The organism is Streptomyces incarnatus (assembly GCF_001027185.1).
In the GTDB taxonomy this organism is placed as follows: domain Bacteria; phylum Actinomycetota; class Actinomycetes; order Streptomycetales; family Streptomycetaceae; genus Streptomyces; species Streptomyces puniciscabiei.
Map to the genome: position 1 here is coordinate 7765967 of NZ_CP011497.1, position 13819 is coordinate 7779785.

Annotated in this window: 11 protein-coding genes and 1 pseudogene; 6 read left to right on the top strand and 6 right to left on the bottom strand. The window is 72.1% G+C overall.

Annotated elements, in window-relative coordinates; translation table 11 throughout:
- The first annotated feature begins 53 nt into the window (after window positions 1–53).
- Genes ABB07_RS35365 through ABB07_RS35375 form a run of 3 tightly spaced genes read left to right on the top strand, consistent with a single transcriptional unit; the run spans window position 54 to window position 3984 of the window.
- Window positions 54–2393, top strand: coding sequence for an FHA domain-containing protein (locus tag ABB07_RS35365; RefSeq protein ID WP_208902530.1), 2340 nt, complete (start codon window positions 54–56; stop codon window positions 2391–2393).
- A 38-nt stretch (window positions 2394–2431) separates the two neighbouring features.
- Entirely contained in the window at window positions 2432–2983 is a 552-nt protein-coding gene (locus ABB07_RS35370) for a hypothetical protein (RefSeq protein WP_208902531.1), read from the top strand.
- Window positions 2983–3984, top strand: a complete 1002-nt coding sequence (locus ABB07_RS35375) for a serine/threonine-protein kinase (protein WP_208902532.1) — start codon at window positions 2983–2985, stop codon at window positions 3982–3984. The genes ABB07_RS35370 and ABB07_RS35375 overlap by 1 nt, the downstream gene beginning before the upstream one ends.
- 6 nt (window positions 3985–3990) lie before the next feature.
- Here the strand turns inward: ABB07_RS35375 and ABB07_RS35380 are convergent, their stop codons facing one another.
- Window positions 3991–5259, bottom strand: coding sequence for a streptophobe family protein (locus ABB07_RS35380; RefSeq protein ID WP_208902533.1), 1269 nt, complete (start codon window positions 5257–5259; stop codon window positions 3991–3993).
- A gap of 201 nt (window positions 5260–5460) precedes the next feature.
- On the opposite strand from ABB07_RS35380, the pseudogene ABB07_RS41175 reads away from it, so the two are divergent.
- Together ABB07_RS41175 and ABB07_RS35395 are read left to right on the top strand one after the other, a co-directional pair.
- Window positions 5461–6690: pseudogene (locus tag ABB07_RS41175) on the top strand (DUF6777 domain-containing protein); the annotation flags it as partial.
- A gap of 439 nt (window positions 6691–7129) precedes the next feature.
- Window positions 7130–7582 carry an ATP-binding protein gene (locus ABB07_RS35395; RefSeq protein WP_208902536.1) on the top strand — a complete coding sequence of 151 codons (453 nt, stop codon included), beginning with the start codon at window positions 7130–7132 and terminating at the stop codon, window positions 7580–7582.
- 42 nt (window positions 7583–7624) lie between these two features.
- On the opposite strand, the gene ABB07_RS35400 is transcribed toward ABB07_RS35395, so the two are convergent.
- Complete coding sequence (locus ABB07_RS35400) at window positions 7625–8509, bottom strand: RNA polymerase sigma factor SigF (RefSeq protein WP_208903753.1); 885 nt, start codon at window positions 8507–8509, stop codon at window positions 7625–7627.
- A 317-nt stretch (window positions 8510–8826) separates the two neighbouring features.
- On the opposite strand from ABB07_RS35400, the gene ABB07_RS35405 reads away from it, so the two are divergent.
- Window positions 8827–9309, top strand: coding sequence for a VOC family protein (locus ABB07_RS35405; RefSeq protein ID WP_208902537.1), 483 nt, complete (start codon window positions 8827–8829; stop codon window positions 9307–9309).
- Window positions 9310–9330: 21 nt separating this feature from the next.
- Here ABB07_RS35405 and ABB07_RS35410 read toward each other — a convergent pair whose 3' ends face one another.
- The 4 genes from ABB07_RS35410 to ABB07_RS35425 all read right to left on the bottom strand — a co-directional run bounded on the left by ABB07_RS35410 (window position 9331) and on the right by ABB07_RS35425 (window position 13744).
- Window positions 9331–10206: an aminoglycoside phosphotransferase family protein gene (locus ABB07_RS35410; protein ID WP_208903754.1), complete on the bottom strand. Its 876-nt coding sequence runs from the start codon at window positions 10204–10206 to the stop codon at window positions 9331–9333.
- A 102-nt stretch (window positions 10207–10308) separates the two neighbouring features.
- The gene (locus ABB07_RS35415) at window positions 10309–11187 is read right to left on the bottom strand and encodes a geranyl diphosphate 2-C-methyltransferase (protein WP_244189625.1); all 879 of its coding nucleotides are present in this window, start codon (window positions 11185–11187) and stop codon (window positions 10309–10311) included.
- A 48-nt stretch (window positions 11188–11235) separates the two neighbouring features.
- Entirely contained in the window at window positions 11236–12285 is a 1050-nt protein-coding gene (locus ABB07_RS35420; protein WP_208902539.1) for a family 2 encapsulin nanocompartment cargo protein terpene cyclase, read from the bottom strand.
- Window positions 12286–12301: 16 nt separating this feature from the next.
- A complete protein-coding gene (locus ABB07_RS35425) occupies window positions 12302–13744 on the bottom strand; it encodes a family 2B encapsulin nanocompartment shell protein (protein WP_208902540.1) in 1443 nt (480 codons plus the stop codon).
- Window positions 13745–13819: the final 75 nt, after the last annotated feature.

The window sequence follows — 13819 nt, forward strand, 5'->3', positions numbered from 1 at the left end:
GTGCCGCCCCCGCCTCCGGGCGCGCATGTGGACGAATCGGTAGAATTCTGGCCATGGCGGAGCGGCCGATCGCCCCGACGGCGCCCGAACTCGTCCTGGAGACCGACACGGGCTCCACGCTCATGAGCCCGGGCCATGACTACCACGTCGGACGCGACCCGTTGAGCGACATCGTCCTCGACGATGCCCGGGTCTCGTGGCACCACGCCGTCCTGCGCTGCGACCACGACCGCTGGACCCTGACGGACCGGCACAGCACCAACGGCACCTACGCCGACGGCCGCCGGATCGCCGAGTGGGACGTGCGCCCCGGCAGCGAGATCCGCTTCGGCAACCCCACCGACGGCCCCCGCGCGGTCCTCGCCGGCGCCCCACGGCCCGCCCCCGACCGCCCCTCGTCCGTGTCGCTGCCCCTGCTGACCGGCACCTTCCGCCGGCCCAGCAGTGTCCGCCCGCTGCCCGAGCGCTCGGTGCGCATCGGCCGGGCCGCCGACAACGACCTGGTGGTGGACGACCTGATCGTCTCCCGCCGGCACGCCGAACTGCGCGCCCACTCCGACGGCACCTACGAGATCGTCGACCTCGGCAGCCACAACGGCACCTATCTCAACGGCCGGCCCGTCACCCGTGCGGCCCTGGGCCCCGGCGACATCGTCGGCGTCGGCCACTCCGCGTTCTGCCTGGTCGGCGACGAACTCCAGGAGTACGTCGACACCGGCGAGATCTCCCTCGACGTCCAGGACCTCACCGTCGTCGTGGACGGCGGGCGCAAGGTGCTCCTGGACCACGTGTCCTTCCCGGTCGGCGAGAAGTGCCTGCTCGCGGTGGTCGGACCGAGCGGCGCCGGCAAATCCACGCTGCTGAACGCCCTGACCGGGCAGCGGCCCGCCAACCGCGGCACCGTCCTGTACGACGGCCGCGACCTCTACCGCGACTACGCCGAACTGCGCCAGCGCATCGGCCTCGTCCCGCAGGACGACATCCTGCACCCCCAGCTCACCGTCCGGGCGGCCCTCACCTACGCCGCCGAACTGCGCTTCCCCGAGGACACCGCCGCGGCCGAGCGGCGGGCCCGGGTGGACGAGGTCATCCGGGAACTCGGCCTCGAACAGCGCGCCGGCCAGCCCGTGCACAGCCTCTCCGGCGGCCAGCGCAAGCGGGTCAGCGTGGCCCTGGAGCTGCTCACCAAACCCTCGCTGCTCTTCCTGGACGAGCCGACCTCCGGTCTCGATCCCGGCATGGACCGGTCGGTGATGACCACGCTGCGCGGCCTCGCCGACGACGGGCGCACCGTCGTCGTGGTCACCCACAGTGTCCTCAGCCTCGGTGTCTGCGACCGCCTCCTGGTGCTCGCCCCCGGCGGCAAGGTGGCCTACTACGGGCAGCCCGACGACGCCCTCGCCTTCTTCGGCTTCGAGCAGTGGCCGGAGGCCTTCGAGGCCTTCGACCGTGATCCCGGACGCGACTGGGCCAGGGAGTACCGCGAGTCGCCGTTCCACCGGCACTACGTCGCCGAGGCCGGCGCCCAGCCCCACCACCCGGGCCCGGCCCCCGTCTCCCCGGTGCCGCCGCCCCGCCCCCGCGGCTGGGGCGCCCAGCTCGGCACCCTGATCCGCCGGTACGCGGCCGTCCTCGGCTCCGACCGCACCTTCCTGCTCGTGATGATCGCCCTGCCGTTCGTCATGGGCGCCATGGCCCGCGCCCTGGCCGGCGGCCGGCTCGCCCGGGACACCGCGATGAACGCGCTGCTCATCCTGTGCGTCGGCGCCGTGCTGACCGGCGCCGCCAACGCGGTGCGCGAACTCGTCAAGGAACGCGTCGTCTACCAGCGCGAACGCGCCGTCGGCCTGCCCCGTTCGGCCTATCTGATGTCCAAGATCGTGGTGCTCGGCACGATCAGCGTGGTCCAGGCCGTCGTCCTCACCCTCGTCGCCCTCCTCGGCGTCGACCTGAACACCCCCGGCGGCCGGGGCGTCCTGCTGCCACCGCTCGCCGAGATCACCCTGGCGGCCGCCCTGCTCGCGTTCACCGCGATGATGCTCGGCCTGCTGGTCTCCGCGCTGGTGCGCAAGGAGGAGGTGACGATGCCGCTGCTGGTGCTGCTCGCCATCGTCCAGGTCGTGTTCTGCGGAGCCCTGCTCAGACTCAGCGGGGTGCCCGGCCTGGAGCAGCTGTCCTGGCTCGTGCCCTCCCGCTGGGCGCTCGGCGCCATGGCCGGCACGGTCGGGCTGTCCCGGATCGTCCCGGGCAACCTGACCGCCGACCCCCTGTTCCGGCACTCGACGGGCGTCTGGCTGCTCGATCTGGCCATGCTGGTGGTGCTCTCCGTCCTCTACGGGCTCGTGGTCGCCGTGCTGCTGCGCCGGCACGAGCCCGCCGTGATGCGGAAGTAGGCGAACGCGATGGCCCACACGCGGAAGCAGGCGTCCCGATGAGCAAAGCGCCCAGCCCCGGATTCCAGCCCACGCACGTCGTGCCGCCGCGCGGCATGCCCGCCTGGGAGGCCCCCGACCCGGCCCGGCCCACCCTGCCCCTCGACCCGCTGCTGCCGGTCGAGCTCGTGGAGCGGCGCGGCGACTGGGGGTACATCCGCTGCGCCAACGGCTGGGGCGCCTGGGTCGACGGCCGCCGGCTGGTCGCCGTACCCGAGGACCCGCCCGCCGCCGACGGCCCGGCGGGCACCGCCGACCCGCGCCCCGCGCTGGCCCGCGCCGAACAGGCCCTGGCCGACTACCGGTCCGCGGTGGAGGAGCTGGCCGCCGGCACCCTGGACGGGGAGGACTTCCAGGACCGTACCCGGGGCCTGCGGATCGGGATCGTGGTCGACGGGGAGTCCATGTGGCTGTACGACCCGGAGGAGGGCCGCTGGGTGTACGGCGACGGACGGCGGCTGACCACCTACGCCACCGACCGGGAGGTCACCGGCGAGGACGACTCCGGGCACGCCCCGACCCGGCTGGTCGCGCCCGAGGGCGAGCGCTGATGGCGCGCGAGAGCAGCCTGTTCTCCGGCCGGCCCTCGGAGCTGATCGGCCGGCGGATCGCGGGCTACCTCATCGAGAGCGAGATCGGGCGCGGCGGCATGGCCGTCGTCTACCGCGCCCGCGACCTGCGCCTGGACCGCACCGTCGCCCTCAAGCTGCTCGCCCCCGAACTCGCCCGCAACGACACCTTCCGCAAGCGTTTCACCCATGAGTCCCAGGTGGCCGCGGCGATCGACCACCCGCACATCGTGCCGGTCTTCGAGGCCGGCGAGACCGACGGGGTGCTCTTCATCGCCATGCGGTACGTCTCCGGCAGCGATCTGCGCCGCCTCCTCGACCTGCGCGGACCCCTGCCGTTGCCCGACGCCGTGCGGATCGCCGCGCAGGTGGCCTCCGCCCTCGACGCCGCCCACGAGCACGGCCTGGTGCACCGGGACGTCAAGCCCGGCAACATCCTGGTCGCCGAGGGCATCGACACCGACCACCCCGAGCACGTGTACCTGACCGACTTCGGGCTCACCAAGAAGTCGCTGTCGCTGACCGGCTTCACCAGCGTCGGCCAGTTCGTCGGCACCCTCGACTACGTGGCCCCGGAGCAGATCTCCGGCCGCCCGGTCGACGGCCGCTGCGACGTCTACGGCCTGGCCTGCGTCGTCTACGAGACCCTCGCCGGGCGCCCGCCGTTCCTCCGCGACGACGACATGGCCCTGCTGTGGGCCCACCAGTACGACGATCCACCCGCACCGAGCGAGTCCTGCCCCGGCCTCGACCCCGCGGTGGACCCGGTCTTCGCCAAGGCCCTGGCCAAGAGCCCCGACGCCCGCCACGACACCTGCCTCGCCTTCGTCGCCGCCCTGCGCGCCACCCTGGAAGCCGGCGCCGGCCCGGCCGACGCCCGTCCGGCGCCGGAGCCCGACACGGAGACGGACCACGCGGTGGGCGGGCCCCCGAGCCCCCCGCACTGGGCGGACCCGGTGTACCGGGCCGGGGCGACGGCGTGAGTCCGGTCAGGGCCCGCTCACCTCGCCCCGCCGGTGCACCCCCCGGGCCAGCAGGCCGCCGAGGAACCCGGCGGCCAGTCCCCACAGCGCGCCCAGGCCCACCGCCTGCCACAGCTCGGGCCTGAGGAACAGCTCGCCGGACAGCCCGCCGCCCAGGTTGCCGATGCCGAGCAGGGAGAGTCCGTAGTGCGCCGAGACACGGCAGACCAGGCAGATCATCAGCACCGCCAGCGCCAGCGCCACGGCCAGGTGTACGGCGTGCTGCCACAGGCGGATCCGGGCCGGTGAGCTCGCGGCCATCCGGAAGGCCACGCCCAGCAGCAGGATCGCGTCGACGGCCACCAGCCACCACCACCGGCCGTCGTGGTCGGTGAGCGAGCCGAGGTTCAGCGCCGAGACGTCCGGGGTGCGCAGGATCGCGTCCAGGACATGCGGGACGGGCAGGCCGAACGGGCCGTCCACGCGGCCGTTCCAGGTCGCTCCGAGGCCGATGGTGAGGGCCATCCAGGCCAGATTGGGCAGGCCGAGCAGGATCAGCGCGAAGGTCGCCGGAGCGTGCCCGCGGGCGGCCGCCGTGATCAGCGCGATGACCAGGCCGACGACGACGTACGCGAGGAGCAGCACCACCATCGCGTGCGCCGCCGGGCGCACCGACTCCTGCAGCCGCAGCAGCCGCCCCGGCAGCGGCGCCCCGCGCGCGACCAGCAGCGCCAGCGCCAGCACCCCGGCCAGCCACAGCAGGCCGAACAGCACCGTCAGCGGCACGTCCGTGGTGAACCCGACCCGGGGTGCGGCGTCGAACAGGCCGGTCAGGTCGCTGAGGGTGCCGCTGCCCACGTCGACGGCGAAGGTCTGCCGGGCGCCGAGGGCCAGGCCGAGCAGCGCGAGCAGCCACAGCACCGCGATCCGGGCGGCCCAGCCGGCCAGTTCACGGGCCGAGGCGACCGCCCGGTGCCGCAGCGGGCGCAGGAATCCCCCGCCGATCGCCAGCGCGCCGACCAGGGTCACCGACAGCGGGATCACGGTGATCCCGGCCTGGGTCTGCGCGAGCGCGCCCGCGTTGCCGGAGAGTTCCACGCTGCCGCCGACCGCCGTGACCAGGGTCGCGGCCACCACCCGCGGGAACGCGCCGTCCGGCAGGTCACCCGCTCCGGCCGCCCACAGCCCCAGCGCCGCCACCAGCACCATGACGGCGAGCCCGGTCAGCACCGCGGCCACGGCCTGTGCCCAGCCATGACGGGCGGCGGGCCGCGGGGAGACGGTCGGAACGCTCACGGTTGCCACGCTATGCAGCGGCCGCACACCCCGCCCGCCGGGTGGGCCGTTCGCGTCGGCTTGCGAGCGTCACTGCCCTGCGACACACAATGGGATCAATGTGCAGCCATATGCACCAAACGGGACTTGACTGAGAAAAGCCGCGTATCGCACCGCGCGTCCCACCGCGTACCGCGACGATCGCGACGGGAAGAAGTGCTCGTGAGCGCCGAACCTCCGTCCTCCGGCCGCCCGACCGGGCCGCCCTCCGGCCCGCTGTCGGGCTCCTCCCGGCCCCCGTCCGGACCACCGCCGTCCGGGCCGCCGCCGGGTGGCGGTGGCGGAGCCAGGGGACCGCACGGGCCGTGGTGGAGGTCCGTGCCCCGGGTGGCGGCCCTCACCGCGGCCGTCGTCGCCGCCGTGGTCCTCGCGGTGGTCTTCACCCGTCCGGGTGGCGGATCCTCCGCCAAGGGCGGCGAGGTCTTCCTGCAGTCCGCGAACAGCAGCGGCCAGGACCCGTTCACGGACTCCACCGCGAAGCAGAGCTCCGCCCCGCCCCCGCCCTCCGCCTCCGCCGCGCCCTCCGGAACGGCCAACGCGGTGCAGGGAGTCGAGGGCGGAGCGCCCGGTCTGTACGGCGGCACCAACCGCACGCCCGCCTGCGACGTCGAGAAACAGATCAAGTTCCTGCAGGCCGACCCGGGCAAGGAGAAGGCGTTCGCCTCCGTGGCCGGCGTCCAGCCCTCCGGCGTACCCGCCTATCTGCGCTCGCTGACCCCGGTTCAACTGCGCGTCGACACCAGGGTCACCAACCACGGCTACCGCAACGGCGCCCCCACCACCTACCAGTCGGTGCTCCAGGCCGGCACCGCCGTGCTGGTGGACGGTCACGGCGTGCCCCGGGTGCGCTGCGCCTGCGGCAACCCGCTGACCCCGCCCGTCGCCCAGAAGAGCACGCCGAAGCTGGTGGGCACTCCGTGGTCGGCGTACCGGCCCTCCAACGTGGTCGTGGTGACGCCCGCGCCGAAGGCCGTCAACGTCTTCGTGCTCTACGACACCCACCACGCCAACTGGATCCACCGCCACCGCGGCGACCAGAACTGCCGGCACGACCAGCACGCGAGCCCGCCGAAGTTCCCGCACCCCTGGAACCCGCCGCAGCGTCCGTGCCCGCCGGGCACGACGTGCCCGCCCACGTCCGGCCGGCCGAGCCCGTCGACATCGTCCGCGTCGCCCTCGTCGTCCTCGTCGAGCTCGTCACCGTCGCCGTCGAAGTCCTCCCCGTCCTCCTCGCCGTCGTCGAGTGCGTCACCCTCGTCCACGTCCTCGTCCCCGTCGTCCTCTTCCTCTTCCTCTTCCTCCTCGCGCTCTTCCTCGCCGTCGTCACCGTCGGGGTCGAAGTCGTCGTCGCCGTCCTCGCCTTCGGGGCCGAAGTCGCCGGAGTCGAAGTCGCCCTCCGAATCGAAGTCGCCGGAGTCGAAGTCACCGTCGCAGTCGACGTCACAGGAGTCGAAATCGCCCGGCTCGAAGGCGCCGTCGACCGAGCGGTCCTCCGCCGGGCCGGTGTCGCCGTCCGCGGGCTCTCCGTCGGCCCAGACCTCGAGCGCGAGGTCGTCGTCCGAACAGCGGACGGCCAGTTCCGCCGCGCCGCCCTCGGAGAGTTCCGCTCCGGGCCAGGCGACCCCGGGAACGCCCGGCGAGTCGGCCGTCACCCCCACTCAGGAGCAGTCGCAGGGCTCGCCCTCGGAGTGAGCGGTCGCGGCCGGGGCGGCGTGAGCATCGCCACTGTGCGCGGTCGGCGAACGCCCCGGGGGACTGCGGAGCCCGGCACGGGGTACGAGGACAGGTGCAACAGGCGACCGGCCCGGCCGGGCTTTCCGAGAGAGACAGCATGACCAAGCACCTGGGCGGGACAGTGATACCGACTGGTTTCGACGTACCCGTGGAGCCGCTGCGGCGCGCGGCGCACTACACCGGCGAACCCGGTTGCATCGCCGAGGCGCGCGCCTTCGCCGCCCGCTTCCTGGAGCAGCTGCGCACCGAGTGGTGCGCCACCGCCGACCGCCGCGCCGACGGCGAGCTGCTCCTCGTCGTCAGTGAACTCGTCACCAACGCCGACCAGCACAGCAACGGCCCGTACATCCTGGAACTGGAAGGCACGGACAACGCCGTCACGGTGTGCGTCTACGACAGCAGCTCCGCCCTGCCCCGCCGCTTCCCCAAGAACCCCGAGCGCGTCGGACGGCACGGCATGGAGATCGTGTACGCCCTGGCCTCGGAGGTCACGGCGGAGCATGTGCCCGTGGGCAAGCGGGTGCGCGCCCGCTTCGAACTGAGCCGCTGAACGCTCGACGCTGAACGCTCGGCGCCGAGCGCTCCCGGGGTCTCAGGCGTCGACGAGCATCCCCTGGCGCAGCCGGGCGATGATCCGCTTGATCAGCCGGGACACATGCATCTGGGAGCAGCCGAGGCGTTCCCCGATCTGCGCCTGGGTGGCCTCCTCGACGAACCGCATATGGATGATCTGCCGGTCCCGGTCGCTGAGTTCCGCCATCAGCGGGGCGAGCGCGTGGAAGTCCTCCACGAGCCGCAGCCCCTCCTCCTCCACGCCGATGAAGTCGGCGAGCACCGCCTCGCCGTCCTCCGTCCCGCTGCCGGTGAGCGCGGCGTCCAGGGAAGAGGAGTTGTACCCGTTGGAGGCGAGCTGGGCCTCGACCACCTCGTCCTCGGAGAGGTTCATCAGGGTGGCCAGCTCGGCCACCGTCGGATCCCGGTCCAGCCGGCTGGACAGCTCCTCGCGTGCCTTGGCCAGCTCCACCCGCAGCTCCTGGAGCCGGCGCGGCACGTGCACCGCCCATGTCGTGTCCCGGAAGAACCGCTTGATCTCACCGACGATGTATGGCAGCGCGAAGGAGGTGAACTCCACCTCGCGGGCCAGCTCGAACCGGTCGATGGCCTTGATCAGGCCGATCATGCCGGTCTGGACGATGTCCTCCATGTCGTCGCCGCGGCCCCGGAACCGTCCGGCCGCGAACCGCACCAGCGACATGTTCATCTCGATCAGGGTGTTGCGCGCGTACTGGTACTCGTGCGTGCCCTCGTCCAGCTCGGCCAGCCGGCGGAAGAACTGACGGGACAGCTCCCGTGCGTCACGCGGCGCGACGGACGCCGGGTCCGCGATGCCAGGCAGTGATACCGATGTCTCGCCCGTCCTGTCCTGCTCGGTCCTCTCGGCGACCTCTGCTTCCGACCGGATCCCGGCGGTGTTCATTGCCTCTCCCACGAAAGTCACGGTGGTGTCTGCCTCGGCGGCTGTTCGTCCTTTTCGTACCGTGTGCCGGTTCGTACCCGAAACCTGGTGTTTCATACGTTCCGGCGGATGCGCTCACCGGGCGGGTACCCCCGGTCACGCCACGCATGCATGCGTCTGCGCCGGATCCGGGAAACGGTGGGCGGGCCCGAAGCCTCCTGCGGACACCCGGCCGGAGCGCCGTTCACCCGTCCGGGTCATTCGGCGGTCCCGCCGATGAGTTTCGCCGGGAGGATCGGTCCACACTCACGACCGCGTTCCCCGCCCAGGAGGTGCTCATGACCACCGACGGATTCATCACCTGTCTCTGGTTCGACGGCCAGGCCGAGGAGGCCGCGCAGTACTACGTGTCGGTCTTCAAGAACTCCGCCATCGGCCGCGTCGGCCGGTACACCGAGGCCGGTCCCGGCCCGGCCGGCTCCGTGCTGGTCGTCGAGTTCACGGCCAACGGCCAGAAGTTCGTCGCGCTCAACGGCGGCCCCCAGTTCACGTTCAACGAGGCGATCTCCTTCCAGATCATGTGCGCCGACCAGGAGGAGATCGACTACTACTGGACCAGGCTCACCGAGGACGGCGGCGAGGAAGGCCCCTGCGGCTGGCTCAAGGACAGGTACGGCGTCTCCTGGCAGGTCGTCTACGACCGGATGCCGGACCTGCTCGGCGACCCGGACCAGGAGAAGGCGGCCCGCACCATGAAGGCCATGATGGCCATGGGCAAGCTGGACGTCGCCGCGCTGGAGAAGGCGTACGCGGGGGAGTAGCGGACCTGGGTCCGCCGGCCGTCACCCGGCCTCGGCGAGGATCTCGGCGATCACATGCCGGGAGTTCTCCGCCAGGGCCGGGTTGGTGTCCCAGTAGTACGGCAGCTGGATCAGCGAGATCGACAGCGCCCAGCCCCGCCCCCGCGCCCACTGGGCCTCGTCGGCGCCGACGGCCTTGCGGAAGGCGTCCCGGACGGACGCGGGCAGCAGGTTCCAGGCCACGATGAGATCCACGGCCGGGTCACCCACTCCCGCGCAGCCGAAGTCGATGACGGCGCTCAGCCGGCCTTCGTCGACCAGTACGTTCCCGGGGGAGAGGTCGCCGTGCGCCCACACCGGCGGCCCCGGGTGCTCCGGCGCGCGCAGGGACTCCTCCCACAGCGCCGTGACCGCGCCGCGGTCGACCCGTGCGCCCAGCTCGGCGACGGCCGCGCGGGTGGGCTCGTCCCGGTCCTGCAGCGGGCCGCCCCGGTAATCGGGCGGTCCGTCCTGCGGGTCGATCCCGCGCAGCGCCCGCACGAATCCGGCGAGGTCCTCGGCGAGCCGCTCCGGCTCCCGCACGGCACCGGTCACCGGATTGCGCCCCGGGAGCCGGCGGTGGACCGACCAGGGCCACGGGTAGCCCTCGTCCGGCTCGCCGGTGCCCACCGGTTCGGGCACGGCGACCGGGAGCAGCGGCCCGAGCCGGGGCAGCCAGCGCTGTTCCCGCCTCAGGTCCGGTACGGCGCCGGGCCGCCGGGGCAGCCGTACCAGCAGGTCGGCGCCCAGCCGGAACATGGCGTTCTCGGTCCCGGAGGACGGCAGCCGGCGTACCGGCAGCGCGGCCCACTCCGGGAACCGGCGGGCGATCAGACGCTGGACCGGCGGGGCGTCGAGGTCGAGTTCGTCCGCGTGCATCCTCGGCGGACTCTGGCTGTCGTGGGCGCTCATCGCGGCCCATCCCAGCGCCTCGGCGCCCTCGCCGTCCATGGGATTTCCCCCGTGGCGCCCTTGTGGGCCTCAGACCCGGTCGGCCGCGATCAGCAGGTACTGGAAGCTGCCGTTGCGGTAGGCGTCCAGGAACGTGTCCTCGATGCCCGTGACCAGATGGTCCGCCTCCCTGCGCAGTTCCCAGTAGGGGATCGTCGCCTCGGTCAGGTCCTCGACGTGCACCGGCACCAGGCGGTTGCGGGCCATCGCCCGGAAGTACTCCGAGCGCGGGTGGATGTCGCAGATGTAGTGGGCGTTGATCAGCGACACCTCGCGCGAGGCCTGCCCGTAGGTGTCGTTGTAGCAGCCGGTGATCACCACATAGCGTCCGCCGCGGCGCAGCAGCCGGGCGTGCTCGGCGAACAGCAGGTCCAGCTCGACGTACATCGTGGACTCGTTGTTCCAGGACGCCGCGTACGCGCCGGTCTCGAGGCCGGTGTCGAGCATGTTGCGGTGGTGGTAGCGCACCTTGTCGTCGATGCCCCGCGCCCGGGCCTGCTCGTTCGCGAACCCGGCCTGTTTGGCCGAGATGGTGACGCCGTCGGCGTGGCAGCCGTACCGCAGGTGCGCCACGACACTGCCGCCGCCCCGGCCGCAGCCGGCGTCGAAGACGCGGTCGGCGGGGGTCAGGGGGCCGAGGTGGGAGGCGAGCAACTCGGCCTGGGCGTGCTCCAGTCGGTGCAGTTCGGCGGTGAGGCGGTCCCGGCGCAGGGCCGGATCGGGCTCGTCGAGCACCGAGCGGTCGGCCGCCCCGATGCCGTAGTGATGGTGGTACAAGTCGTCGATCTTGCCGAGTTCGAGGTTGACCGGGTTCTCCTCGGCGTTCCAGTAGTCCGCGACCCGGCTCTGGTAGGTGGACTGGGCCGGGACCGGAACGTGCGTGGTCCGGTCAACGGGGGCAGTGGTCAACGATGGCTCCTCGTGGTGCATGTGACGGTGTTTCGGAAAGAGGGGCGGTCACCAGTAGTCGGGCAGGTGGTAGCGGTGGGTGTTGGTGGCGTGCCACTCGTGGTTGCCGGACACCCAGGCGGCGAGCCCCCGGGCGTAGCGCTCCACGAGGGGCGAGGTGGCGGACAGTACGGCCGACTCCTCCTCGAAGGCCTCCATGATCCGGTTGTGGATCTCGACGGACTTCAGGTAGGCGGCCTTCAGCCCGCACCGCTCGTTGGCGGCGACGACCTGCGGCAGGTTCAGATGGTCGGGGTCGCTCGCCAGTTCCTTGGTGAAGGAGTAGAGGTCGTTGACGATCGTGGTGGCGTTGCAGGCGAGGGCGGTGATCCGCTGGATCTCGGGGCGGGCGTAGATCTGTTCGGGCAGTTCATAGCCGTCCACGGCGTCGACGAGCGACAGACAGGGCCGGAAGTTGTTGAACTGCCGCATCACCAGGTACTCCCAGACCCGCGGCACGTACCCGGTCTCCATCCAGGCGGCCTCGCCGAGGTAACCCAGGTGCAGCCGGGCGACGTCGTGCACGAACCGGTCGGTCTGGCTGGGCGTGGCGAAGGTGGCGTAGTCCGCGAGGGCGAAGTGGTACGAACGCAGCGGACCGTCGGCCTGGATGCCCCGGCGCCACTCCTCCTCCAGCTCCGGGATGCCGTGGTAGGGGTCGAGCGCCGACTGCGCGATGATCAGCGGGCCGCCCAGGCCGCGCCGCGATCCGCCTCTGCCCTCGTCCTCCTCGCAGTAGCAGGAGTCGACGATGTTCTCGGCGAGCAGCAGCTTCCCGGCGGCGGTGAGGCGGTCCAGGTCGAGGCCGCCCGGGTGCTGGAGCACGACGGCCCGGCCGAACTGGAAGCCGGAGAAGTCTCCCTTCCAGGCCGTGGGAAACAGGTCCAGTTCCCGGGCCCAGGTCTCCAGGCGGCGGTCGACCTCGGCCGCCTTCTCCGGGTCGGCGGGCACCGCGGGCCGGTACAGCAGCCCGGGGATGGCTCCGGTGCGCCGGTTCTTGAGGCTCTGCGCGAGGTTCGGGGGGCCGGGCAGCCGGTAGGCGGTCGTGGGTGTGGTCATGGGGTGCTCCAGGCGGTCATTCGGGGAGCCGGCCGATCTGGACGTTCTCCAGGATCCCGGCCGCGTCGGGCACGAGAATGGCCAGCGAGTAGTAGGCGGTCACCAGGTAGTTGACGATCGCGGCAGAGTCGATGCCCATGAACCGGACGTTCAGACCCGGTTGATGCTCCTCCGGGATGCCGGTCTGATAGAGGCCGATGACCCCCTGGTCGGCCTCGCCGGTGCGCAGGGCGATGATGCTGCTGGTGTGGTCGTCGCTGATCGGGATCTTGCCACAGGGAAAGATCGGCACACCGCGCCACGCCGGTACCTCGTGGCCGTCGACGCTGACGGTGCCGGGGACCAGTCCACGCCGGTTGCATTGTCGGAAGAACGCCGCGATCGCCTTGGGATGGGCGAGGAACACCTTCGTCTTGCGCCGCATGGAGAGCAGTTCGTCCATGTCGTCCGGGGTGGGCGGGCCGGTGAAGGTGCTGATCCGCTGGCCGTAGTCGACGTTGTGCAGCAGCCCGAACTCCCGGTTGTTGACCAGCTCCCACTCCTGGCGCTCGCGGATCTCCTCGACCGTGAGACGGAGCTGCTGCTGGGTCTGGTCCATCGGGTGGTTGTAGAGGTCGGCGACCCGGGTGTGCACCCGCAGCACGGTCTGGGTGAGGGACAACTCGTATTCGCGCGGGGCCAGTTCGTAGTCCACGAAGCCGCCGGGCAGCGTGGGTTCGCCGACATGACCGGCCTGCACCGGCACCTCGGCCTCGCCCTTGCGGTTCATCGGCCGCCGCTGCCGCTCGACATAGGCCTGGAGATGCGCGGCGAGGGACGGCACCCGCTCGGTGAACTCCTGCACCACGGCCCAGGGCAGCGCCAGCACCACGCCCGCGGTCTCGGCCCGCACCGAGGACAGCCACAGCGGGTCGGACTGCCCGACCGCCTCGTCGCCCATCTGGTCGCCGTCGGTGACGACCCCGGTGATCTCCTCCTCGCCGTACTTGCCGACGGCGTAGCGGGTGAACCGGCCGTGGACGACCAGATACGCCTCCGTCACCGGCTGGCCGGCCTCGAACAGCACCTGCCCGGCGCGCACTTCCCGGGGCTGGAAACGGCCGGAGATCTCCCGCAGCACGTCGATGTCGGGGTAGCCGCGCAGGATGGGCAGCTCGGTCAGCGTCTGCGGGATGACCCGGATGTCGTCGGCGCCGTTCTGCTCGAAGTGCACCCGGCCACGGCCCGTACGCAGCGTCAGGCGGCGGTTGACCCGGTAGGCGCCGCCCTTGACGTCCACCCACGGCAGGGTCTTCAGCAGCCATCGCGAGGTGATGGCCTGCATCTGCGGCTCGGACTTGGTGGTCGTGGCGAGCTGGCGTGCCGCCCGGGTGCTCAGGCTGGTGAGCTGCCCGTCGGCGGACGGGCCGGGGGCGGGTTCGTCGACGGCGGGACCGGTGGCGCTGTCCGGTGTGGTCACATTCCCTCCAGCGGAGCTGTGTGCGAACAGGGGTGGCCGGATCGCCGCGTGGTGAGCGTGGTGATCCAGCACCCG

What these genes read in the sequence shown, in the direction of transcription:
- ABB07_RS35405 (WP_208902537.1), top strand. Translation starts at nt 8,827, where the DNA reads ATGACCACCGACGGATTCATCACCTGTCTCTGGTTCGACGGCCAGGCC.
- ABB07_RS35420 (WP_208902539.1), bottom strand. Translation starts at nt 12,285, where the DNA reads ATGACCACACCCACGACCGCCTACCGGCTGCCCGGCCCCCCGAACCTC.
- ABB07_RS35365 (WP_208902530.1), top strand. Translation starts at nt 54, where the DNA reads ATGGCGGAGCGGCCGATCGCCCCGACGGCGCCCGAACTCGTCCTGGAG.
- ABB07_RS35395 (WP_208902536.1), top strand. Translation starts at nt 7,130, where the DNA reads ATGACCAAGCACCTGGGCGGGACAGTGATACCGACTGGTTTCGACGTA.
- ABB07_RS35370 (WP_208902531.1), top strand. Translation starts at nt 2,432, where the DNA reads ATGAGCAAAGCGCCCAGCCCCGGATTCCAGCCCACGCACGTCGTGCCG.
- ABB07_RS35410 (WP_208903754.1), bottom strand. Translation starts at nt 10,206, where the DNA reads ATGCACGCGGACGAACTCGACCTCGACGCCCCGCCGGTCCAGCGTCTG.
- ABB07_RS35375 (WP_208902532.1), top strand. Translation starts at nt 2,983, where the DNA reads ATGGCGCGCGAGAGCAGCCTGTTCTCCGGCCGGCCCTCGGAGCTGATC.
- ABB07_RS35400 (WP_208903753.1), bottom strand. Translation starts at nt 8,509, where the DNA reads ATGAACACCGCCGGGATCCGGTCGGAAGCAGAGGTCGCCGAGAGGACC.